We start from the raw sequence: 26752 nt of genomic DNA on the forward strand, positions 1-26752 counted from the left end.
GCGGGCAAGGCGGGTGCGCGCTGGCGGCGCACGAGGTGCCAGCGTTTGGCAACGATCTCACCGCGCCGGTAGAGTAGAGAGGCGATGCTCGACGTCACGGCGATTCCGGCCATCGCGGCCGAGTACGGCGCGCACGACCCCCAGCAGATCGTCGCGCTGGCGTTGCGGGAGTACTCTCCCGATCTCGGGCTGTCGTTCAGCGGCGCCGAGGACGTGGCGTTGATCGAGATGGCGGCGCGCACCGGCTATCCGTTCCGCGTGTTCTCACTCGACACGGGCCGGTTGCACGGCGAAACGTACCGCTTCATCGAGAAGGTCCGCACGCACTACGGCATCCCCATCGACGTCTACTTCCCGCAGCCGGATCGCGTGCAGGCGCTCGTCCGCGCCAAGGGGCTGTTCTCGTTCTACGAGGACGGGCACAAGGAGTGCTGCGGGATCCGCAAGGTGGAGCCGCTCGCCCGCGCGCTCGCCCCGCTCGCGGCGTGGATGACCGGCCAGCGGCGCGACCAGAGCCCCGGCACGCGCGCCGAGGTTCCGGTCGTGCAGGTCGACCCGGCGTTCAGCACGCCGGACCGGCCGCTCGTGAAGTTCAACCCGCTCAGCCAATGGACGTCGCGGCAGGTCTGGGCCTACATCCGCGAACACGACGTGCCCTTCAATCCGCTGCACGAACGCGGCTTCATCTCAATCGGGTGCGAACCCTGCACCCGCGCCGTGCATCCGGGCCAGCACGAACGCGAAGGGCGCTGGTGGTGGGAAGAGGAAACCAAGAAGGAGTGCGGGCTGCATCGCTAGATGCCGCCGATGTCGTCCACGTCGATCGTCGCCGCGGCGACGGCCGCGGGCGCCGATCGGGCCGCCGCGGGCGCTACCGGCTGGAGCCGATCGCGAATCAGCACGAGCACGCTCGTGTAGACGTGCTCGCCGTTGTCGTCGCGGACGATGAAGAAGGGCGCGCGATCGACATCGAGCCGGGCGGCCAATCGCATGCCGGGGCTGTCCGCGTGGCCTTCGTCGGCCCAGACGATCTCGTCGATCCGATCCGAGAGTCCGCGCGCCTGGAGCAGCGCGGTCGCCTCGACGCACTTGCGGCAGTCGGAGCCGTCCGCCAGCCGCTTCTTGATCATCGTGATGTGCACGCCTCGATCATATCGGCTCCGGCGCCGGGATCGCCCGGATCGGGGTCAGGCCTCAGGCCGTCTTCTTCGCCGCCGGGCGCACCAACTGCTCGGCCCATCCGAGCGCGTCCGCATGGGCCGCCGGCAGCCAGGACGGCTGCAGGCCGGCGACGGCCGCGAGCCGCAGGCACATGTCCCAGTCGCCGCGCTCGTAGGCCATGACGGTATCGAGCAGGTTGCGGGCGGGGTTCTCGCGGCCGAGCAGGGCGGCGCTGATCTGCGGTGAGAGCGGCAGGGCTTCCAGGACCGCGCTCATCGGCTGCTCGAGGATAGCGTCGAGACACGAGCACATCCCGAGCAGAAACCCTTCGCCTTCGGAATCGGGACCGGCCTGGCGCGCCATGAGCAGCTCGCACAGGCGCCCGCGAATGCTCGCCATGTGCACGAGCTCCTGACGATCGTCGGAACCGAGCCCCGCGAGGATCCAGAGCGACGCCCAGCGCCGCATGGTGTCGCGGCCCACGAGCAGCAGCGCTTGCCGCAGCGTCGTGACCTCGCGCGACTGCGCCCAGGCCGCGGAGTTCACCGTCTGCAGCAGCCGGAAGCAGAGCGACGCGTCGTGCTTGATCAGGTCCTCGAGGCCGGCGACCGACAGGTTCGGATCGTTGAGCGCCTGGAGGAGCCGCAGGTAACCGACCTGGCCGCGCGGGATCGGCCGTATCTCGGAGATCGCCGGCCGCTCGAAGAAGAAGCCCTGGATGTGGTGGTAGCCTTCGCGCACCGCCCGGTCGAAGACGTCGGCCGATTCCACCTTGGTCGCGACGAGCGACGGCCGCGCGAAGTGCTGGCTCGCCGCAATGGCCGCCTGTCCGTACTTCGCGTCGACCGACAGGAAGTCGGTCTTCACGAAATCAGCGAGCGCGAGCAGCGCGAACGCCGCGTCTCCCGGGACGAACCGGCTCAGGGCGACGGCGTACCCGCTCTGTTTCAAGACCCGGCAGGCCTCGACCGTGTCGTTGGTCAGGGACGGGTCGGCTGCCACCTGCAGCACCACGCTCGCCGGGGGCAGCGCCTTGATCACGTCGTGGACGAGAAACGCCGGTGTCACCTCGATGAAGGCCCGCCGGCCGCCGGTGAGCCGCTGCAGGCCGAGCGCCAGCACGCCCTCGGTGATCACCCGGGCCACGGTCTCGTCTCGGCTCATCTCGGCCGCGTCGAGCGCCGATGGCCGGCACACGAGCTCATAGCCGAACACGCGCCGCTGTCGATCGAAGATGGGCTGGCGTCCGACCATGACCCTGGCGAACGGCGGTGTCGTCGCGGCCGGCGGAGGGGCGGAAGCGGCTGGCGTGTCTCGGGTGAAGATCCGCATGGTGCAGTGGCCGTCCGGGCAATCGGCCGAGCCCGCCGGAACTTGAGGGGAACCGACGTCGGTCGCCGCGGATTCGTACGCCTCGGGTCAGTGTGAGCCAGCGGCGCGAGGTGCCGCGTGACGGTTGTCGGACGCGTGGCACCGGCTCACCCTGTGACGTTCCGTGTAGACTGACGCCGCCGATGGTGCCGACGTCGCCCTTGCCGCGCCGCAGCTTGCGGACCCGGACCACGCGGCTGCCGCTGACCGTCCTCGGGTTCGGCGGCGCGCCGCTCGGCAACCTCTACGCGCCGGTGGCGGAGGAGGACGCGCGCGCCACGCTCGAGGCGGCGTGGGCGGAGGGCCTGCGCCTGTTCGACACGGCGCCGTTGTACGGATACGGGCTCTCCGAAGAGCGCTTCTCGCGCCTGCTCGCCGTCAAGCCGCGCGACGAGTTCGTGCTGTCGACCAAGGTCGGCCGCCTGCTGCGCGAGTGCGCGCCCGGCGAGGTGCCGCGCGGGCAGTTCCACGACACGCCGCAGCGGACGTTCGACTACGACTACTCGTACGACGGCGTCATGCGTTCGTACGAGGACAGCCTCCGGCGGCTGCGGCTCGACCGGATCGACATCCTCTTCGTCCACGACGTGGACGTCTTCACGCACGGCTCGCGCGCGGCCGCCGACGCGCGCATCGACGAGCTGTTCTCGCGGGGCGGCTACCGCGCGCTCGAAGCCTTGCGCGCGTCGGGCGCGATCGCAGCGTTCGGCGCCGGCGTCAACGAGTGGGAGATCTGCGAGGCGCTCGCCCACCGCGGCGACTTCGACGTGTTCCTGCTCGCCGGCCGATACACGCTCCTCGAGCAGGACGCGCTCGCGTCGTTTCTACCCCTCTGCGAGGCCCGCGACATCGGCGTCATCGTCGGCGGGCCGTTCAACTCGGGCATCCTCGCGACCGGGGCGGTGCAGGGCGCGCACTACAACTACAGTCCCGCGCCGCCGGACGTGCTGGCGCGCGTCGAACGGATCGAGCGCGTGTGCCGCGCCCACGGCGTCGGGCTGAAGGAGGCCGCGCTCCAGTTCGTGCTCGGCCATCCGGTGGTCAAGAGCGTCATCCCGGGTGCGAACGCTGCGGCGCAGGTGCGGGCCAACGCGGCGCTCCTTCGCGCGCCGATTCCGGACGCGCTCTGGGCGGATCTCGAGGCGCAGGGTCTCGTCCGCGCCGGCGCGCCCGTACCCGGCTCTGGCGGCGCGCTCCGGCGATGAGCGTCGCGCTGTCGTTCGTCATCCCGCTGTACTTCAGCGCCGAGACCATCGCCGACGTCGTGCGCGAAATCGAGTCGCTCGTCATCGAAGGCGGCCACGAGATCGTGCTCGTCAACGACGGCAGCACGGATCGGACGAGCGACGTCTGCCGAGACCTCGTCCGCCGGGCGCGCGTGCCGATCACGCTCGTCGAGCACGCGCGGAACTTCGGCGAGCACAACGCGGTGCTGACGGGCTGGCGTCATGCGCGCGGCGCCTACCTCGTGAACCTGGACGACGACGGCCAGAATCCGCCGGCGGAAGCCGCGAGGCTCTGGCAGCACGCGAGGGCCGAAGGGCTCGACGTCGTGTACGGCCACTACGTCGAGAAACGGCACTCGCGATTCCGGAACTTCGGGAGCTGGATCACCAACCGCGTCACCGACGTGGCGCTCGACAAGCCGCCGGGGTTCTACCTGTCGAGCTTCCGCTGTGTCAGCGCGTTCGCCGCATCGCAAGTGGTGGGCTATCACGGGCCGTATCCGTACATCGACGGCCTGCTGCTGCAGGTGACCCAGCGGATTGGATCCATCACCGTGCGCCATGATCCGCGCCGCGCCGGCCAGAGCACGTACACTCTGCGGCGGCTGATTCGGCTCTGGCTCAGCGCCTGGATCAACTTCTCGGTGCTGCCGCTGCGCGTGGCGACGCTGGCCGGCACGGTGCTGGGTCTGCTCGGGCTCTCCGCCCTCGCGGTGATCGTCTGGCTGTGGTGGCACGATCGCGGCCCGGGCTACGGGTTCGGCCTGCTCATGTCGGCGCTGCTCATCTTCTCCGGGACGCAGCTCGCCGTGCTCGGGCTGATCGGCGAGTACCTCGGCCGCCTGTTCCTCACGGTCAACCAGCGGCCGCAATCGGTCGTGCGGGAAGTGGTCAGCACCACGACAGCGCAGCGCGTGGACTGACCGTTGTCGATCGGCGGTCGTAGCCTGCTAGTATCCGCTCCACAGGAGGATCCATGCCGGCGATTGCGCGACGGCTCGCAATGCTGTGCGGGAGCCTGCTCCTCGCGATGCCCGCCTGGGCGCAGAATCCCCACCTCGTCGTCTACAAGGGCGATCAGGGGCCCGGCGCCGGCAGGCACATCGTGCTGCTCGCCGGGGACCACGAGTACCGCAGCGAGGAGACGATGCCGGCACTCGCGCGGATCCTGGCGCGGCGGTTCGGATTCACCTGCAGCGTCTTCTTCACGACCGATCCCAAGACCGGGTTCATCGAGCCCGGCAGTTCGAACATCGCCGGCCTCGAGGCGCTCAGAACCGCCGACCTGCTGATCGTCTTCCTGCGCTTCCAGGATTTTCCGGACGTCGAGATGCAGCACATCGTGGACTACCTCGGTCGAGGCAAGCCGGTGATGGGCCTGCGCACGGCGACGCACGCGTTTCAGATCCAGCGGCCCGATGCGCCGTTCGCGAAGTTCTCCTGGAAGGGCGTGCCAGGCTACGAGGGCGGCTTCGGCCGACAGGTGCTCGGCGAGACGTGGGTGTCGCACTACGGCGCCAATCACAAGCAGAGCTCGCGCTTGGTGCTCGCGCCCGACAGGGCGTCACACCCGATCCTGCGCGGCGTGAAGGACGTGTGGGTGCAATCGGGTGGCTACACCGCCGATCCGATGCCGGACAGCGTCGTGCTCGCGCGCGGCCAGGTGCTCGACGGGATGACGCCCGACGCGCCGGCGGCGCCCGACAAGGACCAGTTGCCGGTCGCATGGACCCGCACGTACCGCGGCACGTCCGGCGCGACGGGCCGCGTGTTCACGACGACGCACGGCGCGTCGGAGGATTTGTCGAACGAAGGGTTCCGCCGCATGCTCGTCAACGCGGCGCTCTGGGCCGTCGGCCTCGACGGGGCCATTCGCCCCGACAGCGACGTCGGGTTCGTCGGCCCGTTTCACCCGTCGTCCTACAGCTTCGGCGGGTTCGTGAAGGGCGTCAGGCCGGCCGACATGGCGGGGTGGGAGTCGGCGATTCCGAAGTAGGCCGGAGCAGCGATGTCGACCTTTCTGCGATCGCTCCGCGTCTTCGTCACCGCCGCGGCCGTTGCGGCGGGCTGGTCCGTCCTTTCGGCACAGAGTCCGGCGCCGGCCTTCACGCTTCACCCTCGCGAGCACATCGCGATCGTCGGCAACACGCTCGCGGAACGGTTCCAGTACGACGGCTGGCTCGAAGCGACGATCCAGACGCGATTCCCCGCGCACGAGCTCGTGTTCCGCAACCTCGGGTTCAGCGGCGACGAGGTGGCGACGCGGCTGCGATCGTTGAACTTCGGCACGCCCGACGAGTGGCTCGGCGCGAACCCCGCACCGATCGGCGGCTACCAGGAGAACCGGTTCGAGGGCATCAACACCCGGGCGGACGTCATCTTCGCCTTCTTCGGCTACAACGAATCGTACGGGGGAGAGGAGGGCCTGCTCCGGTTCAGGACCGACCTCGCCGAATGGCTCGATCACACGCTCGCGCAGAAGTACAACGGCCAGTCCGCGCCGCGCGTCGTCGTGTTCTCGCCGATCGCGCACGAGGACGTGCGCAATCCCGACCTGCCGGACGGCCGTGAGAACAACGCCAGGCTGGCGCGCTACACGCAGGCGATGCGGGAGGTGGCGGCCTCGAAGCAGGTCACGTTCGTCGACCTGTTCGCTCCGAGCCAGGCGCTCTACGCGACGGCTGCGCGCCCGCTGACGCTTCAGGGGATCCACCTGACGGCGGAAGGCAACCGCCAGATCGCCGCCGTCATCGATCGCGCGCTGTTCGGGCCCCGGCCGACGGTCTCGCCCGAGACGCTCGAGCGCGTGCGCCAGGCCGTCGTCGAGAAAGACTTCTACTGGTTCCACCGTTACCGCGTGACGAACGGGTACTCCACGTACGGCGAGCGCGCGTTCCTGACGTTCGTCAAGGGCACGCCGCGAAACGTCGATCCGCAGAACCTGACGGCCGAGGCGAAGAACGACGTCCTGCCGTCGAACTACGAGGTGCTGCAGCGCGAGCTCCCGGTGCTCGACGTGATGACGCGCAACCGCGATCGGCGCGTGTGGGCGGTCGCCCGCGGCTCGGACCTGCAGGTCGACGATCGCGAGACGCCGGCGTTCATCGACGCCAAGACGAACATGCCCGACCTTCCGCCGATGTTGTCGGGCGAGGAGGGCATTCGGCAGATGACGCTCGGCGTCGGGCTCGCGGTCAACCTGTTCGCGTCCGAGGCGGAGTTCCCGGAGCTGGCCAACCCGGTCCAGATGGCATTCGACACGAAGGGCCGGCTCTGGGTCGCGGCGTGGAAGAACTACCCGCAGTGGCAGCCGAAGGCGCCGATGGACGACGCGCTCCTCATCCTCGAGGACACCGATGGCGATGGGCGCGCCGACAAGCGGACGGTCTTCGCCGGCGACCTGAACAACCCCACGGGCTTCGAGTTCTACGGCAACGGCGTCATCGTCGCCCAGGCGCCGAACGTGGTGCTGCTGAGGGACACGAACGGCGACGATCGCTACGACGAGAAGACGATCCTGCTGCACGGGTTCGATACCGCCGACACGCATCACGCGCTCAACAGCTTCACGTTCGATCCGGGCGGCGCGCTGTATCTGCGCGAGGGCATCTTCCATCGCACGCAGGTCGAGACGCCGTGGGGCCCGGTGCTGCGCCAGGCCGACGGCGGCGTGTATCGCTACGAGCCGCGGACGTGGAAGGTCGAGACCTACGTGCCGTTCAACTTCCCGAACCCGCACGGCCACGTGTTCGACGCCTGGGGGCGCGACATCATCACGGACGCGACCGGCGGCCAGCCGTACTACGGCCCGTCGTTCTCCACGAAGAAGTACTACCCCGCGATGGAGACGAAGGCGGCGCCGAAACCGGGCGACGTGCGGGTGCGGCCCGTCGGCGGAACGGCGCTGCTCTCGAGCCGGCACTTCCCGGAGCCGCTGCAGGGGAACTTCGTCGTGCTGAACGCGATCGGTTTCCGCGGGCTGCTGAGCTACCGGATCAGCGAGGACGGCGCCGGGCTGAAGATCACCGAAGCGGAGCCGATCCTCCAGTCCGCCGACGAGAACTTCCGTCCGGTGGATGCCGAGGTCGGTCCCGACGGCGCGCTGTACTTCCTGGACTGGTACAACCCCATCATCGGGCACATGCAGCACAACCTGCGCGACACGTCGCGCGACCACTCCCACGGCCGCGTCTACCGCGTGACGGCCACGGGCCGGCCGCTGCTCACGCCGCCGAGGATTGCGGGCGAGCCGATTCCCGCGCTGCTCGAACTGCTGAAGTCCCCGGAAGACGGCGTGCGGTACCGCACGAGGATCGAGCTCGGCGGCCGCGACACGGCGGCGGTGCTCGAGGCCCTGCGCGCATGGACCGCGCGCCTCGATCCGGCCGATCCGCGACACGAGCACCACATGATGGAAGCGCTCTGGGTGCAGCAGTGGCACAACCGCGTGGACCAGGCGCTGCTCGGCAGGATGCTGCGATCACCCGAGCCGCTCGCGCGCGCGGCGGCCACGCGCGTGCTCTGCTACTGGCGCGACCGCGTGCCCGACGCGCTCGCGCTGCTGCGCGGCCTGGCGCGCGACCCGCATCCGGCCGTGCGGCTCGAGGCGGTGCGGGCGGCGTCGTTCTTCACCACGACCGAAGCGGCCGAGGTCGCGCTCGCCTCGCTGGACCTGCCGCAGGACCGCTTCCTGTCCTACACGCTCGACCAGGCGATGACGACGCTGAGGCCGTTCATCCGATGAGACGCAATGGCCGCCGCCGGCGTCCCATCACCGTGGCCTGGGCATTCGTGCTGGTCTGCGGCGTCGCGGCGCTGGCGGCCGCGCAGGCGCCGCCGGCGAATCCAGCCGGGCCGCCGCGCATCCTGCTCGATCTGTCGCCGCGCGCCGTCGAGTACCAGCTTCGCCGCCTGACCAACGACGAGCTCGCGACGACAGCGCGCCGTCCTGCCGATCCGCGTTACCGGCTCGTGTACTACGCGTTGCTGACGCGGACGGGGCTCGCGAAGCAGTACCGCGACGAGGCGCTCGACGTGCTCGTCGCGATGGACGGTGCGTCGCGGCCGCAGGTGCTGCTGCGTGCCCTTGGGATGGTTCCGGGCACGGACGACGTGGCCGTGGCGCGGCTCGCCGGCATCCTGCTCGACGAGCCGATCGACGCGCTGCGCGCGGAGCGCGCGGCGTTCGAGGCGGCGGCCGACGCGTCCGACGCGCCGGGAGCCTCGCGGCGCGCCGCGTATGCCGTGTTGCTCCAGATCGAAGGGACGGCCGCGCGGATCTGGCCGCAGGCGGCCGCATCGCGCGATCGGCTGGCCGACCTGCTCGGCGCCGTTCCGCTCGTGGTGCGCAGCGCGCGCGGCGGCGCGCTGCAGCCGGAGCTCGCGCAGGCGATCGCCGCCGTGCTCGAGGACGATGCGCTCGAACCCAGCGTCCGGGCAGCGGCGGTGTCGGCGCTCGGGGCCGTGGCGCGCGAGCGGGCGGCGGTGGAGGCCGTGCTCCGCGAGTTCAGACGTGCGGGAGACGAAGCGGTGTCGGCGGCCGCCGTCGGCGCCTTGCAGCAGATTCCGCTGGACGTGTGGCCGCAGGACGAGGTGCTCGCCGTCGCGCACGCCATCGTCGCCAGTCTCGGCGGACGGCCGCCGTCACAACGCACGTCGCCGGCCGCCATCGACGCGCTCCAGCTCGGCGAGCGCCTCGCGGCCGCACTGCCGGCCGATCGGCGCACGGCGATCGGCCGCGACCTCGCCGCGCTGGGCATCCGCGTCGTGCGGATCGAGACCGTGCCCGAGCAGATGCGCTTCACCCAGAGCTGGTTCGTCGTCGAGGCCGGCGCACGCGTGCAGATCGTGCTCTTCAATCCCGACGCGATGCCGCACAACGTGGTCGTCGGCCGGCCCGGCACGCTGCAGGAGATCGGCACGGCCGGCGGCGCGATGTCGATGCCGGCCGATCCCGCCGCGAAGCCGTTCGTGCCCGACAGCCCGTCGGTGATCGCCGCGACGCCGCTCGTGTGGGAGGGGGAGACCGCGCGGCTCAACTTCGTGGCGCCGAAGGCGCCGGGCGAGTACGTCTATCTCTGCACCTATCCCGGCCATTGGGCCCGGATGTACGGCGTCATGCTCGTCGTCGAGCGTCTCGAGGCCTGGGAGGCGAACCGCGTCGCGCCGCGGGATCCGCTGAGCGGCGAGACTCTTCGCTGACGCCGGCGTTGCTCGAACGGGCCGTCGGCAATCCGATCGCGCGTCGGGTTGTTCCTGATTGTCGAGGACGAGGGAGGTCCGCGTCATGACCACAAGGTCGCTCCGCCGCGTCGCGCTGTCGTTGGGCGCCGTCGCGATCGTCGCGCTCGTGCTCGCGGCGATGGCGCTGCAGGACATCTATCACCAGGAGAGGGACGTCCGGCTCGAATGGAACATGGTGCGCATCGCGTTCCTCGTGATGCTGGCGTTCACGTTCACGGCGATGACCGCGCTGTGGAAAGACGAATAGGCATGGATGCCGCACCAGGCGGCTCCGTCCGGCACGCGTGCGCGAAGAGCGCGCCGCGGCGGTCGAGAGAGCGCCGTTGCGACCAGGAGATCCCGGCGTCCTTGCCGCAGCCTTCGCTCGCACCGGACCCGGGAGCTACTTCAGGTTCAGGAACGCGTAGACGCCCTTGCGTGCCGCGGTGAGCACGTCCGGCCGTTTGTCGCCGTTGACGTCCGCGACTTCGATCTGCGTGCCGATGCCCGCGTAGTTGTTGATGATCTGCGGCACGAACGACATGGCGCCGCCGGGCCTGCGCACGGTCCTGAACCATGCGACGACCGGCGGATCGTCGCGATCGTTCTCGGGGTACTCGAGGCCGTGCGACAGCCAGCGCTTGCCCGTGACGATGTCCTTCAGGCCGTCGCCGTCCATGTCGACGAGCTCGATCGCGTGCAGCTCGGTGAACGCGATCGACTTGTCGCTGATCTCCCAGCTCGCGCGCTGAGCCGCGGGCGTCTCGGGGCCGTCCATGATCACGTGCATCTTCCAGGAGATCGCTCCCTGCGGCGATCGCTGCTGCTCGTACCAGACCAGGCCGGGTCCGTGGGCGAACAGGCTGGTGATGACGTCGTTGAGCTTGTCGCCGTTGAGGTCGTAGGCGTACATGTCCGCGCCGCGGACGAACGGATCGGTGCCGCGGCCGAACGGCACCGCCGAGAACTTCCAGCCGCCCTGCGCCGCGTTCGCCGCCGGCTGTTCCCACCAGCCGCTCCCCTGGATGATGTCCATGCGGCCGTCGCCGTTGACGTCGCCGACGCCGTATCCGTGCCCGCCCCAGTCCCCCTTCTCTGACACGGCGACGAACGTCCACTTCTGCGCCGGGTCCGCGCCCGGCTTCGCGTAGCCGACGACGCGCCCGGGGCCGCTGCCCATCGAGAGCAGCAGCTCAGGCTTGCCGTCGCCGTCGACGTCGGCGAACTGCGTCGTCTCGGCGGAGATCGGATCGGTCACCTGCGTCACGGGCCAGTGGCGCGACTCGCCCTTCGGGTTCATGTAGAGGAACGCGCCGTCGAAGTTGACCTTCAGGTAGTCGCCCCAGCCGTCGCCGTCGAAGTCGTGCACGTAGCTGAGGAAGTTGTCCGTGTACTGTCCGGCCATCGTCTGGTTGGCGATGGGGTAGGTCTGCGGCGGATAGATCTCGATCGCGCGCGTGAAGTTCGGGCCGATGTAGGCGTACGGGCCGCTCGCCACGTCGACGATGCCGTCGTGGTTGACGTCGCCGGCCGAGACGCCCTCCGCGTAGAAGCGATCGGTGAGTTGCACGCGCCTGAAATTGGCCGCCGTCACCTCCGGCGCCACGCCGGCCGCCGGACGGAGCAGGTCGGTCAGCAGCACGTCCTTGATCCGGATGTCGCCCGCGTTCAGCCGGAACGCCGGCGGGCCGAAGCGCGACGGCTCGTCGGGCCCGGGCGGCGCGGAGGACGTCGCCGGATTCGATCCGCTTCCCGGTGGCGGCATCGTTCCAGCATTGGCGCGGACCATGAGCCGCACGTCCTTCCAGCCGCCGCCGCCGTCGATCACGCGCAGTTGCATGCCGGTCGGGTTCTGCCGGCCCGACCACTCGTAGAACGGCTGCCGGTTGAGCTCCTTGCCCTGTGCGTCCAGCGTGACCCGCGAGGCAGTCATCGCGTCGGGACCGGAGAGGGCCACGTAGATCGCGCTCGTCGTGCCCGGCGCGCCGCCGGGCGCCGGCGCGTTGCGCAGGAGCACACCCGCATCGCAGCCGGCACACTGGAAGGCGAACCGCAGGATCGCGTCCTGGTAGCTCTTGTCGAGCACGAGCGTGCCGGGCGTGGCCGTGGCCGATCCGACGATCTCGCCGCTGGCCACCCGCCACTGCGCGCCGCCCTGCGGCCGCCAGCCGGTCAAGCTGGTGCCGTTGAAGACCTTGGTCGTGTCCGAATGCGGCCCTTGCGCCGTGCTCGAGGCCGACAGCGCCACGACCGCCATCGCGACGGCAAACCACGTGCGACTCATCATGCTGCTCCTTGTCTGCCCATCGCCAACCTGGAGGATTTAAGCACCTGACGAGACGGAGAGACAAGGCGAGAGGCAGCCCGATCGGCCGGATCGTGATGGTAAAGTGCCGGCGGGTCGTCGATCGACGGACGACCGGACGTTCAGCGACGAGGAGAAGGGTCAGACACGATGGCACGTCGGTGGAGAGTGGCGATTCTCGGGTTGGGACACTGGTACTCGGCGTACGGGCTGGCGCGGGCGCTGCGTGAGTACCCGAAGGCGGAGCTCGTGGCGGCGGCGTGGGAGCACAAGGGCCAGCTCGACGCGTTCACGTCGACGTTCGGCGTGAAGGGATATCAGGACTACCAGGAGCTGCTCGATCGCGAGCAGGTCGACATCGTGCACATCGCGCCGCCGGTGTCGGCCATGGCGGAGATGACGATCGCGGCCGCCAGGGGAGGCAAGCACATGGTGCTCGGCAAGCCGATGGCCATGACGATGGCGGAAGCCGATGCGATGGTCGCGGCCGTCGACGCGGCCGGCGTGTCGTGCCTGCCGTTCCAGGGCATCATGCGGCTCCAGGGCGCGGAGCTCAAGGCGCGCGTCGATCGCGGCGACATCGGCGAGCTGCTCGTGATGCACCAGACGAGCCGCTGGTCCATCGCCGAGGACTGGTACAACTCGGGCACGCCGGGCTGGTTCGCCGATCCGCGGCACGTCCCCGGCGGTGCGCTCATCGACGAGGGCATCTACCAGATCGATTTCATGACGTGGCTGGCCGGATCGCCGGTCGTCGAGGTGCAGGCCCGCACGGCCAACCTCGTGCACAGGGAGATCGGCGTGGAGGACTGGGGGCTGGCCACGCTCACGTTCGCCGACGGCCGAATCGCGACGCTCGAGGCCTCGTGGACCATCACGGCGCCGCGCGTGACGGCGCCGTCGCCCAAGCACAACAGCGTCGTGCGCCTGGAGCTCGTGGGCAGCCGCGGCGAGATCATCGACCAGTGGTTTCGCGAGCCGGGGCGCGCCGTGCTGGCGGCCGGCGCGAGCGACTGGGTGTTCGAGCGGCACTCGCGGCCGAGCTACGGACCGTCCGTCCCATTCCCTCTGAACGTGCTGGTCGACAGCCTCGAGACCGGCGGCCCGCCGCCGGTCTCGATCCAGGACGCGCGGACGGCGTTCAACGTGTGCCTCGCAGCATATCGGTCGGCGCAGGAGCAGCGGCCGGTGCGCATCGGATAGGCGCGTTCGAGGGCCTGGCTGCAGCGGGCGGCGTTCAAGGCGACGACGCCGGCGCAGCCGAGCCCGCGGATCCCGCGCCGATTGGCGTGGATCCGCAAACCGTCGCCCGCCGCGGGTTGTTCAGATCGACCTGGGCGCGGGCGACGGCGCTCGCCGGCGGCGCGGCCAACGTGAAGCTCGTCGCAGACGACTGGCCGTCGTCGTTGACGGCCACCGCGAGGCGTGCGGCGAATGGCGCGGCCAGGAGCGCCGGCGCCGGCAGCACGCCATCGCGCGCCAGCGCGGCGGCGAGGCGTGCGCGATCGGCCGCCGACTCGCTGAACCGATCGATCGTCACGATCGGCGTCCCCGCGCCAGCCGTGCCGGCCCGCGCCGGCGCGAGGTCGCGGTCGCCGGCGACGTAGAGCGTCGCGGTGCTGTCGAACGGCCGGTAGTTGTCCACCCGCAACACGATGGTCGTCGCGGCGGCCCGTGACACGTCCGTCCAGCCCTGATTGCCGATCGACACGCACCGGCCGAACGTGGTCGCGCGGAACACCGGCAGGTCCGAGGTGTCGACGGGCACGCGGACGGCGCGGGTGGCGTCGATGCGAGCCGCGGACACGGCCCGTCCGCCCGCCGCGATGATGACGAGCGCGAGCCCGTCGCGCACGCGCGCGCGCTCTTCTCCGCCGACGGCAATCGCCGCGGCGTCGGCCGACAGGCTCGCGCGAACCGCCAGCGGCGCTGGGTGCCCGGTGCCCCCGATCGGAACACCCGATTCGACCGCCACGTCCGCATTCTCGGGCGCGAGCTGCTCGAGGGCTCCGGATGCCGCGCCCGCGACGCCGATGGCGACGAGTCCGCGGCGCTCGGCGCCGTAGAACGTGGCCTCGATCCCGAGCGTGGCCAGGCTCGCCGCATCGTCGGGCCCGAAGCCGAAGGCGGCGCCGGGCCGGGCCGCGATCGCGACGACCGTTCCGGCCGGCAGCGAGCGCAGCACCATGTACAAAGGCTCGTCGAGCGCGACCGGCTGAAGCGTGAAGCCGTGATCGGCGAGCAGCGCGGCGCCCGAGTCGAACGCGACGATCGGATGGCCGTCGCCCGCGAAGGCTGCCGCGCGCTCGGGGTCGCGCGGCACCATGCTGATCGTGCGGGTGAGGGCATCGTCTTCGGCGTACAGCTTGTAGAGCACCAACTGATCGATGGCGTATCCCTCCTGCAGGATCCCAGCCCCTGTCGGAAGCCGATCGAACAGTGCGGTCAGGAAGCGGCGTTCGAAGTCACGCCGGTGGTGGTCGTTGGCGGCGTAGTTGGCGCGCAACTGCACCGCGGCGACGAGGACGAGGATGGCGGCTGCCGCGAGGGACGTGCCGCGGGTCCCGCCGCGCGAGAGCGCGTTGCGCGACGCCCGCACGCCCCCGGCGAGCGCGTGCGCGCCGGCGCCAGCGGCTATCCACGCTGCGACGTACGCCGGCGTGAGGAACCCCTCCATGTCGCCGAACACGTTCAGCACGAGCAGCACGACGCCCGTCAGGGCGCCAGCGAGGAGCACGAACGCCGACGGCCGCCGGCGGCCCAGCCACACGAGGCCGATCGCCGCCAGCGGGGCGCCCGTCCATCCGAGCTCGCGCCAGAGCGAGGCGAGCGATTCGGGTACACGGTCGTGCACGACCTCGCCGGCGGTGTAGTGGAACATGTCCGCGGCGAAGCGCCGCGCGGTCACGACGTCCACCAGTTCGCGGAACGAACGCGCAGTCGCCTCGAGTGCGACGGCGCCCTGCGCGGTTCGCAACCACACGTAGCCGTACTGCGCGGCGCCCGCGAGCACGATCGCCGCGACCGCCGCCATGACGCGGGGCCGCAGTACCCGCCGCCAGTCGGTCAGCAGGACGAATGCGACGAGCGACGGCACGACGAACAGGATCGACAGATGGTTGCCGAACGCGAGCGAGGCGAACGCCACGCTGGCGTAGAGCCAGCGATCCGTCCGGAGCGTCGCCCATCGCAGCACCGTCCAGAGCGACAGCGCCGTCAGCGCGCCCGCCAGCGTGTAGACCTCCGCGACCACTGCCTTCGCCCAGAACGCCCGCCCGAAGGCCAGTCCCAGCGCGGCGGCGGCCGCCGCCGCTCTCGTGGCGCCGATTTCCCGTACAGCCAGGTACACCGCGAGCGCAGCCACGACGCCGAAGACGGCGGACATCAGGTTGGCGCGGTAGGCGACCGAGCCGACGGGCAGCCAACTGAACACGTGCCCGAGCAGGACGTAGAGCGGGTATCCCGGTGGATGGGCCGTGCCCAACATCTTCCCCAAGTACTGGAACTTGACGGAGTCGCCGCCCCCGCCGATGTCGGGGAAGAGCGTCTTCGCGTAGACGAGCGCCGCGAGCGCCGCGAGGCCGCAGAGCGTGAGGGCGTCACGCCAGCGGCCGGAGAGTCGTGTCTCGGACACAGTCTGGATGGTAGGACCGGGCGCGGGATTTTGTGAAGCTCGCTGCGCCGGTGGACCTGGTGTGGAGTAAGCTGCGGCCTTCGAGCGCGAGGAGGACGGAATGCAGAAGAGATGGAAACGGTCGGTGATGGTGTCGGCCGTGGCGATCGTCGCCGCTGCCGCCGGCGTGTGGGCAGCCGATCCGCCGGACTTCGTGCCGGACGCGAAGTTCACCGGGTCGTCGCTGACCGGGTGGCGGGTTCTCGGCCAGGCTGACTGGCGGGCGGAGAACGGCGAGCTCGTCGGCCGTGCCAAGGGCGATGCCGGCGGCTGGCTGGTCATGGACAAGGCCTTTCAGGATCTCCAGTTCTTCGCGAACCTGCGTGGCGATGCCGGTAGCCGGACGGGCGTGCTGCTGCGCGCGGAGAAGACCGCGGATGGTGGGATGCGCGGCGTCTACGTATCGTTCGCGGATGGCGATCACGTGTCCTATCGCGTGACGCTCGACGCGCAGGGACGGGAGACGAACCGCGTGCGGATCGGCACGGCGCCGGCGGCTGGTTCACCGGCCGCGACGGCGGCCGCCGCCGCGAAGCTCGCGCCGGGCGACTGGAACCCCGTCAAGATCAACATCTGGAACGAGACCGTGCGCACGTGGCCGGGCGCGGGCGGCGTGTTCGCCGATCAGGAGACCGGCACGTTCGGACCGGTCGCGCTCTACGTGGGAGGCACGGGCGAGGTCCGCTACAAGGACGTCGCGTGGAAGGACGTCAACGTCGTGGAGCTGCCGGACGAGGTCGTGAACAGCCGGTTCACGATCAAGCGGCTGAGCGAGCTGTACTACGGCTGGTCCGCCGTCGCCTCGGACGTCAATCGCGACGGCGCCATGGACATCATCTCGGGCCCGTTCGTCTACTTCGGGCCGAACTTCACGATGCGCCGGATCTACCGGATGGATCGGGTCTACAACCCGGCCACCGAGTACGCCCCGGACATGGTGAACTTCACCCACGACTTCACCGGTGACGGCTACCCCGACGTCCTCGCTTCCGGCTGGGATCGCAAGCTGGGCACGCGGCCCATCGATCTGTACGTCAACCCGAAGGGCGAGCCGCGGCGCTGGAGTCACACGACCGTGATGGCGACGCCGATCTCCGAGAGCGTGCTGATGAAGGACGTCGACGGCGACAGCACGCCGGAGTTCATCTTCGCGGTGGCGGACGGCTACGCGTTCGCGAAGCCGGGGCCGGATCCGGCGCAACCGTGGATCGTGCACAACGTCGCGCCGGCGGGCCAGCGAGGCAACATCCACGGGCTCGGCGGCGTCGGCGACGTGAACGGCGACGGCAAGGCCGACATCGTGACGATCAGCGGCTGGTACGAGCAGCCGGCCGGCGGCGCCACCGTCAAGCCATGGGCGTTCCATCCCTACTCCTTCGGGACGGCGTCCACCGAGATGGGCGTCTTCGACGTCAACGGCGACGGGCTCACCGACGTCGTCGCGAGCCTGAGCGTGCACGGCTGGGGGTTGGCCTGGTACGAACAGAAGAAAGCGGCCGACGGCAGCCGGACGTTCGAGAAGCACGACATCGCGACCGACTACTCCACGAAGAACGCCGGCAACGTCGTGTTCTCGGAGGCGCACGCGGCGCGGTTCGTCGACATGACCGGCGACAAGATCCCCGACTTCGTCGTCGGCAAGCGCTACTGGTCGCACCTCGAGACGTACAACGGCCCGGATCCCTACGGCCCCGCGGCGATCTACGTCTATCGAACGGTGCGGAACGCGAAGGCACCCGGCGGCGCCGAGTTCGTCCCGGAGCTCCTGCACAACCGGGGAGGCGTGGGCTCCGCGTTCGAGGTCGCCGACCTCAACAAGGACGGCAAGCCCGACATCGCCGTCGCCAACGCATACGGCACGCAGGTGCTGCTGAGCAAGTGAGCGGCCGCCATCGAGGGTCTGCACTGCTCACGGCGTGTCGCCGCGGAGTCGCACGCCGGGGCGGCAGACCCTCGCGGCCTCATTCACAGTAGAGTCCCGTGCACTCCGGAGGTGGCGCGCCGGAGGCGGCGCTCACGCTGCCGATCATCGACGGGTGGATCGAGCAGTGATAGTTCGTGCCGTCGGACGGCATCGTGACCTCGGTGCTCGTCGCGCCCGGCGCGATGTCGCCCGTGTCGATCGATCCGTCGTTCAGCACGACGCGGTGCGTGACCGTGTCGTCGTTCTTGAACACGACCGGCTTGCCGCCGGCGGCCGCCGGATTCGGATTGAACGACTGCGCGCCGTTCTCTCGGATGACGTGAACGACGACCGCGTTCGCCGACGGTTCCGTCGGCGACTTGGCCTTGCTGCACGCGCCGCCCAGGATGCTGGTGGCGACGACGGCGCACGTGAGGAGACACACTCGCATAGACCCTCCGCGCAGCCTGTGCGCAAGTCAGGTGCCACGTGGAGGCAAGGCGAGAGAACCCGCGAGGCCGGCGCGGGTTTACGATGGCCGAAACCGCTTACGCGAGACGAGGCCCGTGGCCCCGAAGCCCCGAGGCGAAGAGGCAAGGAGGAGCGCGATGCCCAGTCGTGACACTCGCACCGAAGTGAGCCGGCGTGATCTGTTGCGCGCGAGCGCGCTCGCGCCCGTCGCGCTCGTCAGCCTTGACCGCCTCGACCGCGCCACGCCGGCGGCCGTGGTGCCGCCGCCCTACACGTTGTCGATCAACATCGAGATCATGTTCCGCGCCACGCGGCTCACGAGAGCCGACCGCATCCGGTTCATCGCGGATCGCGGCTTCAAGGCGTACAGCTTCTGGAGCGCCGACGAGGCCGAGCGTGCCGCGATGCTGAAGGCGCAGAAGGAGACAGGGCTGACGTGCGTCAGCCTCGTCGGGACGGGCACCGCCGGTGGGACCACCGGGTTCACCCGACCGGGAGCGGCCGACGCGTTGCTCGGCGAGTTCCGCGAGCGTATCGCCATCGCACGCCAGTTCGGCACGCCCGACCTGATCAGCTTCGTCGGGGAGCTGCAGGCCGACGTCTCGTGGGAGACGCAGCGCACCGGCATCGTGGATGGCTTGAAGCGCGCCGGCGACCTGGCGGCCGCGGCTGGCGTGACGATCACGGTCGAGCCCTTGAGCGTCGGACCGAAGGAGCGGCGCCGCGCGCTGGATCGCACCGCCGAGTGCTATCCGGTGATCCGCGACGTGGGCCACCCGAACGTCAAGGTCTGTTTCGATCTCTACCACTTGCAGCGGACCGAAGGGAATCTCGTGGAGAACCTGCGCCGAGGGTTGCAGGAGCCGTTGATCAAGATCGTCCAGATCGGCGACAACCCCGGCCGGCTCGAGCCTGGCACCGGCGAAATCCACTATCCCTTCGTCTTCAAGGAGCTTCGGCGCTTGAACTACCGCGGCTACCTGGACACCGAGATGGGCACGTCCAGCACGCCCGAGCACGCGATGGACGTGGCGCGCCGGCTGTCCGAGGAGAACTGACCGTGCCGATCGGAGGCTGGCGCGTGTGGCTCGTTGCCGCGCTCGCCGTGAGCGCCACCGCCGTCCGGGGGCAGGAACCGGCCGGCGACGAGGCCGGCTTCACGCCGATCTTCGACGGGCGGACGCTCGCCGGCTGGCGGCTCGTGAACGGACGCGGGCCCGGCTACGTCGTGAAGGATGGCACGATCGTCTGCCCGAAGAACGGCGGCGGCAATCTCTTCACCGAGAAGGCATACGCGGACTTCGTGCTCCGCTTCGAGTTCCGCACCGAGCCCGGCGGGAACAGCGGCATCGGCATCCGCGCGCCCTACGAAGGGACGTCGTCGTCCGAAGGCATGGAGATCCAGATACTGGACGACGGCCATCCCATGTACAAGGGCGTCATCCGCCCCGAGCAGCACCACGGATCGATCTACGATGTCATCCCCGCGCGCACCGGATTCCTGAAGCCGGCGGGCGAGTGGAACAGCGAAGAGATCCGCGCGGACGGACGCCGGATCCGGGTGACGCTCAACGGCGCGATCGTCGTGGACGCGGATCTCGACATCGTCCGCGAGCCGGCCGTGCTCGCGAAGCATCCGGGTCTCGCGCGGCGCGCGGGCCACATCGGCCTGCTGGGGCACGACTCGCTGGTCGAGTTCAGGAACCTGCGGATCAGGCCCCTCGGCTGAGACCCGTGTTCAGCACCCCGCCATGCCTCGTGTTCTGCGTCATCTGATCTGGATCGGCGTCGCGGTGCTCACCGCGTTCGCGCTGGCGGGCATCGCGCTCGACCGCGGCGAGCCGGTCAACAGCATGTGGCTCGTCGTGGCGTCCGTCGGCTGCTACGCCATCGGCTACCGCTTCTACGCGAAATGGATCGCCGCGCGGGTGATGGCGCTCGACGATCGGCGCGCCACGCCGGCCGAGCGGCTTCGCAACGGGCACGACTTCGAGCCCACCAACAAGTGGATCGTGTTCGGCCATCACTTCGCGGCGATCGCCGGGCCCGGCCCGCTCGTCGGCCCGACGCTCGCGGCCCAGTTCGGCTATCTGCCCGGCACGCTGTGGATCATCGTCGGCGCGGTGCTGGCTGGCTGCGTGCAGGACTTCGTGATCCTGTTCGCCTCGATGCGGCGTGACGGCAAGTCGCTCGGGCAGATGGCGAAGGAGGAGATCGGCGCGATCGGCGGCGTCACGGCGCTCGTCACCGTGCTGCTCATCATGATCATCCTGCTCGCCGTCGTCAGCCTCGTCGTGGTCAACGCGCTGCGCGACAGCGCCTGGGGCACGTTCACGATCGCGGCGACGATGCCGATCGCCGTGTTCATGGGCGTGTACCTGCGGTACTGGCGTCCGGGCCGCGTGCTCGAGTGCTCGTTGATCGGCTTCGTGCTGGTCGTCGCGAGCATCGTGGGCGGCCAGGCGGTGGCGGCCTCACCGTCGCTCGCGCCCGTCTTCACCTTGAGCGGCATGACGCTCGCGTGGCTGGTGATCGGCTACGGCTTCCTCGCGAGCGCGCTGCCGGTCTGGCTGCTGCTCGCGCCGCGCGACTACCTCAGCACGTTCGTGAAGCTCGGCGTCGTCCTGCTGCTCGGCCTGGGCATTCTCTGGGTGCGGCCGGATCTCGAGATGCCCGCGCTGACGCAGTTCGTGGACGGCACGGGGCCGGTGTTCAAGGGGAAGATCTTTCCGTTTGCCTTCATCACGATCGCGTGCGGGGCGATCTCGGGCTTCCATGCGCTGATCGCGTCCGGCACCACGCCGAAGCTGATTGCGCGCGAGTGGCACGCGTGGCCCGTCGGCTATGGCGGCATGGCGCTCGAGAGCTTCGTCGCCGTCATGGCGATGATCGCCGCCTGCGTGATGGAGCCTGGCGTGTACTTCGCCGTGAACGCGCCGGCCGGCGTCGTCGGCGCCACGCCGGCTGCGGCGGTGGCGACGATCTCCTCCTGGGGATTCCCGGTGACGGCCGATCAGATGTCCGCGCTGGCGGCCGGCGTCGGCGAGGCCACGCTCTTCGCGCGCACCGGCGGCGCGCCCTCGCTCGCGCTCGGCATGGCGCACATCTTCTCGTCGAGCATCGGCGGCGCCGCGCTCGTCGGGTTCTGGTACCACTTCGCCATCATGTTCGAAGCGCTCTTCATCCTCACGATCATCGACGCCGGCACGCGCGTCGGGCGCTTCATGCTGCAGGATCTGCTCGGGCACGTGTACGCCCCGTTCGCTCGGACGAGCTGGATGCCGAGCGTGCTCGTCTCGAGCGCGCTCGTCGTGCTCGCCTGGGGCTACTTCCTCGTTCAAGGGGTGCTCGATCCGCTCGGCGGGATCAACTCGCTCTGGCCTCTCTTCGGGATCGCCAACCAACTGCTCGCCGCGACGGCGCTCTGCGTGGCGACGACGATCCTCGTCCGCATGCACGGCGCGCGCTACATGTGGGTGACGTGCGTGCCGCTCGCCTGGCTGCTGGCCGCCACGCTCACCGCCGCCTGGCAGAAGGTGCTGTCGCCGATGTCCGCGCTCGGCTTTCTCGCGCAGGCGGCCGAGCTCCAGCAGGCGCTCGACGGCGGCCGCGTGGCCGCCGACCGCATCGCCGCGACGCGCGCGCTGATCTTCAACGCGCGGTTGGACGCGGCCGTCTGCGCGCTCTTCGCCGTGCTGGTCGTCGTGATTGCGGCCGACTCGGTCCGAATCTGGGCGGGCGTGCTGCGCGGAACGCTGCGGCGCACGACCAGCGAGGCGCCCTTCGTGCCCTCGCAACTCGAGCCGGAGGAGCTGTGAGCGCGCGGAGCGCGCTGCGCCGCTTCGTCGGCGGGCCGGCCCGCCAGGCGGCGCGGCTCGTCGTCGATCTGTGTCGCGAGCTGTCGGACGAGCGCGCGTACGAGCGGCATCTCGCGGCGCACCGGACCGCGCACAGCCCGGACGAATGGCGCCGCTTCTGCGACGAGCGCCTGAAGGCCAGGTTCGCGAGAGGCCGCTGCTGCTGAGCCGCCGCAGGCGTGAGATGACGCCAGGCGAGCCGGAGCGCTCGTGACCGCGGCGCCTCGTCCACGCCCGGGATCACCTCACCGCGCGACGCCCTCCAGCCAGTTGACGACGACGCCGAGCGGCTGATTGCCGGGCTCCTCGCCGACCGGCGCTTTCAATCGCACGAACCGGCCATCGGGGCTCACGTCGTAGGTCGGCGGCTGGCCGCCGCGCAGATAGCTGGCTTCGTACAGTTGAACTGGCGGCTTGTAGCGGAACTCACCGGCGCGTTCGGCATTCGCGCCGAGCGAGACGCTCACGGCCATCATTTTGTTCACTTCCAGGTAGAACAGCTCGCGGCCGTCGCGCGACCACACCGGTTCGTCGCCGCCGCTGGGCGACACGCGCACCGGGGCACCCGGCCCGGGATAGGGCCGGACCCACACTTCCTGACGGCCCGTCGCATTCGACGCGTACGCCAGCCATCGCCCGTCGGGAGAGAGCGCGGCACCGGCCCCGCCATCGTTGCCCGGCGTCTCGACCACCGGCGTCGGCCGGGTGCGGGCGTTCGTCGCGAGCGCGAAGGAGACGACGTTCGTGTCGGGCGGACTGATTTCGACGGCCAGCAGCTCGGTGCCGCTCGGCGACCAGCCGACCGGATGAAAGTGGCCGGGCAGCGTGAGGTCGTCGGCGGCCGTGCTGCTCGCGTCGGCGGCAATCGAACGCAACGGCGAGGGCGACACGGTTTCGTACACGATCCGCCGGCCGTCGTTCGTCCAGAGCGGCGTGTAGTGACGCGACGTGGCGCCGTCGAACGTGAGCCGGATCGGCGGGCGCCCTTGCAGATCGTCCACCCACAGGTCGCGGTTGACGATCAGCGCGAGGCGCCGGCCGTCGGGCGAGAAGCGCGGGAACTCGACCGTGCCGAGCGCCGGGTTGACCGGGCCCAGCTCGCGCCCATCGCGATCGACCCACACGGGTGTGCCGCCGGGCTCCTCGACGGCGCCTTCATACACGAGCACGCCCGCGTTGGAGACCGAGAAGAGCGTCATCGAGCCGCCCTCGGGAATCGCTACCGTCTGCACGCGCTCGGCAACGGCGACAGGTTCGCCGCTGACGACGCCGCTCGCCGGATCGAACGGCTGAGCCATCACGGTGCCTTGCCGTCCGAACACGAGGTATCCGGGCGGCGCATATTGGGCTCTCGAATCCGAGTCCATGACGCGCGTGCGCGCGTCGCTGTCGAGCGACGCGAGATACACCGTGTTGCCGGGCTGCGCCGTGTAGAGGAATCGCCGGCCGTCGGGCAGGAAGACCGGCAGCACGTGATGGGTCTCCCTGCGCGCGGCATCCGGCGTCGTGAGCTCGACGAGTTGCCCGCTCCCGGCAGCGAGCCGCGACAAGCCGCCGGTGGCGTGGCCCACGACGATCGTGCCGTCGAGCGCCCAGGCGCCGCCGGCGGCGGCCGGCGCATCGCAGACCGTCTGGACGGTGCCGCTCTCGACGTCGATCTTTTTGAGCTTGCCGTCGGCGAAGAAGCCGAGGGCGCGGCTGTCCGGCGACCAGAAGGGCATCTGGGCGTCGAGCGTGCCTTTCAGCTCGCGGGCGTTGACCGAGTCGAGCGCGCGGATCCAGAGCGCGGCCTGCTCGCCGGGCCGATAGGCGCGGAATGCGACCAGTCGGCCGTCCGGAGAAATGGCCAGGCTCGACCGGGTCGTCGCGGTCGGGAACCTCGCGCCCGGCGGCGGCGCGAGCAGGAAGCGCACGGAGGTCGGCGGGCGGACGGCCGGACGAGCCTGCCACACCAGGAACCCGATCAATCCGGCGACGATCGCGCCGAGGCCGAGCAGCGTGCCGCGCGGCCACGCCGCACGCGCCGGCGCGGGCGGCGGCGCGCCGGCAGGGCGAGCCGTCGCTGGCGCGGCGAGCGCGTCGGCGATCTCGAGCCGCGCGACGCCGATGTCGGAGAGCCGCGCTTGCACGTCCTTGACGAGACACCGCCGCAGCAGCCGGCGAATCGGCTCGGGCGTCTCGAGCGGCAGCGCGCTCCAGTCGGGATCGCTGCGCAGCACGCTGGCCAGCGTGTCGGAAACCGTCTCGCCGTGGAACGCGCGGCGGCCGGTCAGCATCTCGAACAGCACGCAACCGAACGCCCAGATGTCGGCGCGTTTGTCCGCCTGCCGGCCGCGGGCCTGTTCGGGCGCCATGTAGGCCGCCGTGCCGAGAATCACGCCGAGGCGGGTGAGCGCCGGGCTCGTCACCGTCGGCGAGTTGGCCGCCTCGGGCGACGGCACGGCCTGCGCCGCCCCTGCCGGATCGACGAGGCGCGCCAGACCGAAGTCGAGCACCTTCACGGTGCCGTCGGGCCGCAGCTTGATGTTGGCGGGTTTGAGATCGCGGTGGACCACCCCCTGCGCGTGCGCGGCGTCGAGCGCCTCGACGATCTGCCGCGCAATCGGCAGCGCCTCGTCGAGTGGCAGCGGCGCGAACCGCAGCGGCTCGGCGAGCGTCGGCCCGTCCACCAGCTCGAGCACGAGCGCGCGCACGAGATGCGCCGACCCGGCCGTCGCCGCGTCCTCGACGCCGTAGATGGCCGCGATGTTCGGATGATTGAGCGAGGCGAGAATCTGCGCCTCGCGCTCGAACCGCGCGCGCCGATCGGGATCGCGCGCGAACGCTTCCGGCAGGATCTTGAGCGCGACGTCTCGTCCAAGCTTGGTGTCGCGCGCCCGGTACACCTCGCCCATGCCGCCGGCCCCCAGCGGGTGCTGGATCTCGTACGGGCCGACACGCGTACCCTCCGGATAGCTCATCCGTCCACGGATTATACGGGGACGATCGCGTGCGACACCGGACGACGGACGGGCGCCGGAGAAGCTGTCAGCCAGGCGTCGCGTCGCGAGCGCCGACTCACCCTCTACGATCCACGACTCGGTACTCGCACGCGCCGCGGCCCGCGCCGCGCCGGTCGCTCGCAGCGCGGGCCGCGAGCCGCGATCTATCATTCGTCCCGCAGGCATTTTCCACGGAGCACGTCATGACGATGGTCGACGATGCGTTCATTGATCGGCGGGAGTTCCTGAGGATGAGCGGCGCCGCCGGCGTCGCGACGACGATGGCCGGTGCGCGGGCCGGCGCCGCGACGCAGCCCGCGCCGACGCCGTTTCTCGCCGCGCCGCCGCTCGAGACGGTGCGCATCGGGTTCGTCGGCATCGGCTTGCAGGGTGGCAGCCACGTCAACAACCTGCTGCGCATTCCCGGGTGTCGGATCGCGGCCGTCTGCGACACTCGACCGGAGCGCACCGATTGGGCCGCGAAGGCCATCGTCGCGGCGGGCCATCCGCCGCCTGCCATCTACACGCGCGGCCCGCGCGACTTCGAGCGGCTGTGCGAGACGGAGGATCTCGACCTCGTCTACACCGCCACGCCGTGGGAGTGGCACGTGCCCGTGATGCTCGCGGCGATGGCACATGGCAAGCACGCGGCCACCGAAGTGCCGGCGGCGACAACGCTCGAGGATTGCTGGGCGCTCGTCGAGGCGTCCGAGCGGCACGAGCGCCACGCCGTGATGATGGAGAACTGCAACTACGACCGCATGGAGCTGATGGTGTTCAACATGAGCCGGCAGGGCGTCTTCGGAGAGCTGCTGCACGCCGAAGGCGGCTACCTGCACGACCTGCGGGCGATCAAGTGGGACACGAAGAACGAGGGGCTGTGGCGCCGCGCCTGGTCGGCGAAGCTGAACGGCAACCTGTATCCGACGCACGGGCTCGGGCCGCTCGCCAACTGCCTCGACATCAACCGCGGCGACCGCTTCGACTACCTCGTGTCGATGAGCGGACCTTCGCGGGGCCTGCAGGACTGGGCGCGCGAACACTTCCCGGCGGACGCGCCCCAGCGCCGCGAGTCGTTCGTGCTCGGCGACGTCAACACGAGCCTGATGAAAACGGCCAACGGCCGGACGCTCCTGGTGCAGCACTGCACGAACCTGCCGCGGCCGTACAGCCGGATCCACATGCTGCAGGGGACGAAGGGGCTGTTCGAGGGCTATCCCAACCGGGCGTACGTCGAAGGACGCGGCAAGCTGGATCAGTGGGTGCCGGCAGAGGATCTGCTCGCCGAGTTCGAGCATCCGCTCTGGGCCGGCATGGCCGCGCGGTCGTCGGGCGCGGGGCACGGCGGCATGGACTTCATCGAGGACTACCGGCTCGTCACGTGCCTGCGCGAAGGGCGACCCACCGACATGAACGTCTACGACGCTGCGGCGCTGAGCGCCGTCGTCGAGGCGAGCGTGCGGTCGGTCGCGTCCGGAAGCCGGCCGGTCGATCTGCCGGACTTCACCCGCGGACGCTGGCGGACGAACCCGAAGCTCGACATCCTTCGCGCCTGAGGTCCAGCGGTGGCCGACATCGTCGC

Annotated in this window: 20 protein-coding genes; 14 read left to right on the top strand and 6 right to left on the bottom strand. The window is 70.3% G+C overall.

The features are described 5' to 3' along the window. The first annotated feature begins 84 nt into the window (after window positions 1-84). Window positions 85-798, top strand: coding sequence for a phosphoadenylyl-sulfate reductase (locus IT184_18485; GenBank protein MCC7010806.1), 714 nt, complete (start codon window positions 85-87; stop codon window positions 796-798). On the opposite strand, the gene IT184_18490 is transcribed toward IT184_18485, so the two are convergent. Both IT184_18490 and IT184_18495 read right to left on the bottom strand, forming a co-directional pair. Beyond that, window positions 795-1142, bottom strand: coding sequence for a hypothetical protein (locus tag IT184_18490; protein MCC7010807.1), 348 nt, complete (start codon window positions 1140-1142; stop codon window positions 795-797). The genes IT184_18485 and IT184_18490 overlap by 4 nt on opposite strands. A 52-nt stretch (window positions 1143-1194) precedes the next feature. Further along, window positions 1195-2493, bottom strand: coding sequence for an HDOD domain-containing protein (locus IT184_18495; protein MCC7010808.1), 1299 nt, complete (start codon window positions 2491-2493; stop codon window positions 1195-1197). Between the two features lie 182 nt (window positions 2494-2675). On the opposite strand from IT184_18495, the gene IT184_18500 reads away from it, so the two are divergent. From IT184_18500 to IT184_18525, 6 genes are all read left to right on the top strand, one after another. Then, window positions 2676-3737, top strand: a complete 1062-nt coding sequence (locus IT184_18500) for an aldo/keto reductase (GenBank protein ID MCC7010809.1) — start codon at window positions 2676-2678, stop codon at window positions 3735-3737. Next, complete coding sequence (locus tag IT184_18505) at window positions 3734-4681, top strand: glycosyltransferase (protein MCC7010810.1); 948 nt, start codon at window positions 3734-3736, stop codon at window positions 4679-4681. Before IT184_18500 ends, IT184_18505 begins: the two co-directional genes overlap by 4 nt. A 53-nt stretch (window positions 4682-4734) precedes the next feature. After that, on the top strand, window positions 4735-5754 hold the full coding sequence (locus IT184_18510) for a ThuA domain-containing protein (protein MCC7010811.1): 1020 nt from the start codon (window positions 4735-4737) through the stop codon (window positions 5752-5754). Window positions 5755-5766: 12 nt separating this feature from the next. Then, window positions 5767-8502 carry a HEAT repeat domain-containing protein gene (locus IT184_18515; protein ID MCC7010812.1) on the top strand — a complete coding sequence of 912 codons (2736 nt, stop codon included), beginning with the start codon at window positions 5767-5769 and terminating at the stop codon, window positions 8500-8502. Beyond that, window positions 8499-9959 (top strand): hypothetical protein, encoded by a 1461-nt coding sequence (locus IT184_18520; GenBank protein MCC7010813.1) that lies wholly within the window; start codon window positions 8499-8501, stop codon window positions 9957-9959. Before IT184_18515 ends, IT184_18520 begins: the two co-directional genes overlap by 4 nt. A gap of 85 nt (window positions 9960-10044) precedes the next feature. Next, complete coding sequence (locus tag IT184_18525; protein MCC7010814.1) at window positions 10045-10248, top strand: hypothetical protein; 204 nt, start codon at window positions 10045-10047, stop codon at window positions 10246-10248. A 135-nt stretch (window positions 10249-10383) separates the two neighbouring features. Here IT184_18525 and IT184_18530 read toward each other — a convergent pair whose 3' ends face one another. Further along, a complete protein-coding gene (locus tag IT184_18530; protein ID MCC7010815.1) occupies window positions 10384-12267 on the bottom strand; it encodes a VCBS repeat-containing protein in 1884 nt (627 codons plus the stop codon). A gap of 168 nt (window positions 12268-12435) precedes the next feature. Between IT184_18530 and IT184_18535 the strand changes: the two genes are divergently transcribed. After that, a complete protein-coding gene (locus IT184_18535) occupies window positions 12436-13488 on the top strand; it encodes a Gfo/Idh/MocA family oxidoreductase (protein ID MCC7010816.1) in 1053 nt (350 codons plus the stop codon). Between the two features lie 34 nt (window positions 13489-13522). Here the strand turns inward: IT184_18535 and IT184_18540 are convergent, their stop codons facing one another. After that, window positions 13523-15919 carry a DUF2723 domain-containing protein gene (locus IT184_18540; GenBank protein MCC7010817.1) on the bottom strand — a complete coding sequence of 799 codons (2397 nt, stop codon included), beginning with the start codon at window positions 15917-15919 and terminating at the stop codon, window positions 13523-13525. 127 nt (window positions 15920-16046) lie between these two features. Here IT184_18540 and IT184_18545 point away from each other — a divergent pair, with 127 nt between their 5' ends. Next, the gene (locus IT184_18545; GenBank protein ID MCC7010818.1) at window positions 16047-17840 is read left to right on the top strand and encodes a DUF1080 domain-containing protein; all 1794 of its coding nucleotides are present in this window, start codon (window positions 16047-16049) and stop codon (window positions 17838-17840) included. A gap of 79 nt (window positions 17841-17919) precedes the next feature. Here the strand turns inward: IT184_18545 and IT184_18550 are convergent, their stop codons facing one another. After that, a complete protein-coding gene (locus IT184_18550; protein MCC7010819.1) occupies window positions 17920-18312 on the bottom strand; it encodes a hypothetical protein in 393 nt (130 codons plus the stop codon). Between the two features lie 157 nt (window positions 18313-18469). On the opposite strand from IT184_18550, the gene IT184_18555 reads away from it, so the two are divergent. Genes IT184_18555 through IT184_18570 form a run of 4 tightly spaced genes read left to right on the top strand, consistent with a single transcriptional unit; the run spans window position 18470 to window position 22356 of the window. Then, window positions 18470-19390 (top strand): TIM barrel protein, encoded by a 921-nt coding sequence (locus IT184_18555; GenBank protein ID MCC7010820.1) that lies wholly within the window; start codon window positions 18470-18472, stop codon window positions 19388-19390. 47 nt (window positions 19391-19437) lie between these two features. Continuing rightward, a complete protein-coding gene (locus tag IT184_18560) occupies window positions 19438-20061 on the top strand; it encodes a DUF1080 domain-containing protein (protein ID MCC7010821.1) in 624 nt (207 codons plus the stop codon). Window positions 20062-20083: 22 nt separating this feature from the next. Then, a complete protein-coding gene (locus IT184_18565; GenBank protein ID MCC7010822.1) occupies window positions 20084-22150 on the top strand; it encodes a carbon starvation protein A in 2067 nt (688 codons plus the stop codon). Further along, window positions 22147-22356 carry a hypothetical protein gene (locus tag IT184_18570; protein ID MCC7010823.1) on the top strand — a complete coding sequence of 70 codons (210 nt, stop codon included), beginning with the start codon at window positions 22147-22149 and terminating at the stop codon, window positions 22354-22356. The genes IT184_18565 and IT184_18570 overlap by 4 nt, the downstream gene beginning before the upstream one ends. Window positions 22357-22434: 78 nt before the next feature. Here IT184_18570 and IT184_18575 read toward each other — a convergent pair whose 3' ends face one another. Beyond that, window positions 22435-25149, bottom strand: a complete 2715-nt coding sequence (locus IT184_18575) for a protein kinase (GenBank protein ID MCC7010824.1) — start codon at window positions 25147-25149, stop codon at window positions 22435-22437. 272 nt (window positions 25150-25421) lie between these two features. On the opposite strand from IT184_18575, the gene IT184_18580 reads away from it, so the two are divergent. After that, complete coding sequence (locus IT184_18580; protein ID MCC7010825.1) at window positions 25422-26726, top strand: Gfo/Idh/MocA family oxidoreductase; 1305 nt, start codon at window positions 25422-25424, stop codon at window positions 26724-26726. Window positions 26727-26752: the final 26 nt, after the last annotated feature.

The organism is Acidobacteriota bacterium (assembly GCA_020853395.1).
Lineage (GTDB): Bacteria > Acidobacteriota > Vicinamibacteria > Vicinamibacterales > SCN-69-37 > JADYYY01.

What these genes read in the sequence shown, in the direction of transcription:
- IT184_18485 (MCC7010806.1), top strand. Translation starts at nt 85, where the DNA reads ATGCTCGACGTCACGGCGATTCCGGCCATCGCGGCCGAGTACGGCGCG.
- IT184_18495 (MCC7010808.1), bottom strand. Translation starts at nt 2,493, where the DNA reads ATGCGGATCTTCACCCGAGACACGCCAGCCGCTTCCGCCCCTCCGCCG.
- IT184_18500 (MCC7010809.1), top strand. Translation starts at nt 2,676, where the DNA reads ATGGTGCCGACGTCGCCCTTGCCGCGCCGCAGCTTGCGGACCCGGACC.
- IT184_18505 (MCC7010810.1), top strand. Translation starts at nt 3,734, where the DNA reads ATGAGCGTCGCGCTGTCGTTCGTCATCCCGCTGTACTTCAGCGCCGAG.
- IT184_18510 (MCC7010811.1), top strand. Translation starts at nt 4,735, where the DNA reads ATGCCGGCGATTGCGCGACGGCTCGCAATGCTGTGCGGGAGCCTGCTC.
- IT184_18515 (MCC7010812.1), top strand. Translation starts at nt 5,767, where the DNA reads ATGTCGACCTTTCTGCGATCGCTCCGCGTCTTCGTCACCGCCGCGGCC.
- IT184_18520 (MCC7010813.1), top strand. Translation starts at nt 8,499, where the DNA reads ATGAGACGCAATGGCCGCCGCCGGCGTCCCATCACCGTGGCCTGGGCA.
- IT184_18525 (MCC7010814.1), top strand. Translation starts at nt 10,045, where the DNA reads ATGACCACAAGGTCGCTCCGCCGCGTCGCGCTGTCGTTGGGCGCCGTC.
- IT184_18530 (MCC7010815.1), bottom strand. Translation starts at nt 12,267, where the DNA reads ATGATGAGTCGCACGTGGTTTGCCGTCGCGATGGCGGTCGTGGCGCTG.
- IT184_18535 (MCC7010816.1), top strand. Translation starts at nt 12,436, where the DNA reads ATGGCACGTCGGTGGAGAGTGGCGATTCTCGGGTTGGGACACTGGTAC.
- IT184_18545 (MCC7010818.1), top strand. Translation starts at nt 16,047, where the DNA reads ATGGTGTCGGCCGTGGCGATCGTCGCCGCTGCCGCCGGCGTGTGGGCA.
- IT184_18550 (MCC7010819.1), bottom strand. Translation starts at nt 18,312, where the DNA reads ATGCGAGTGTGTCTCCTCACGTGCGCCGTCGTCGCCACCAGCATCCTG.
- IT184_18555 (MCC7010820.1), top strand. Translation starts at nt 18,470, where the DNA reads ATGCCCAGTCGTGACACTCGCACCGAAGTGAGCCGGCGTGATCTGTTG.
- IT184_18565 (MCC7010822.1), top strand. Translation starts at nt 20,084, where the DNA reads ATGCCTCGTGTTCTGCGTCATCTGATCTGGATCGGCGTCGCGGTGCTC.
- IT184_18575 (MCC7010824.1), bottom strand. Translation starts at nt 25,149, where the DNA reads ATGAGCTATCCGGAGGGTACGCGTGTCGGCCCGTACGAGATCCAGCAC.
- IT184_18580 (MCC7010825.1), top strand. Translation starts at nt 25,422, where the DNA reads ATGAGCGGCGCCGCCGGCGTCGCGACGACGATGGCCGGTGCGCGGGCC.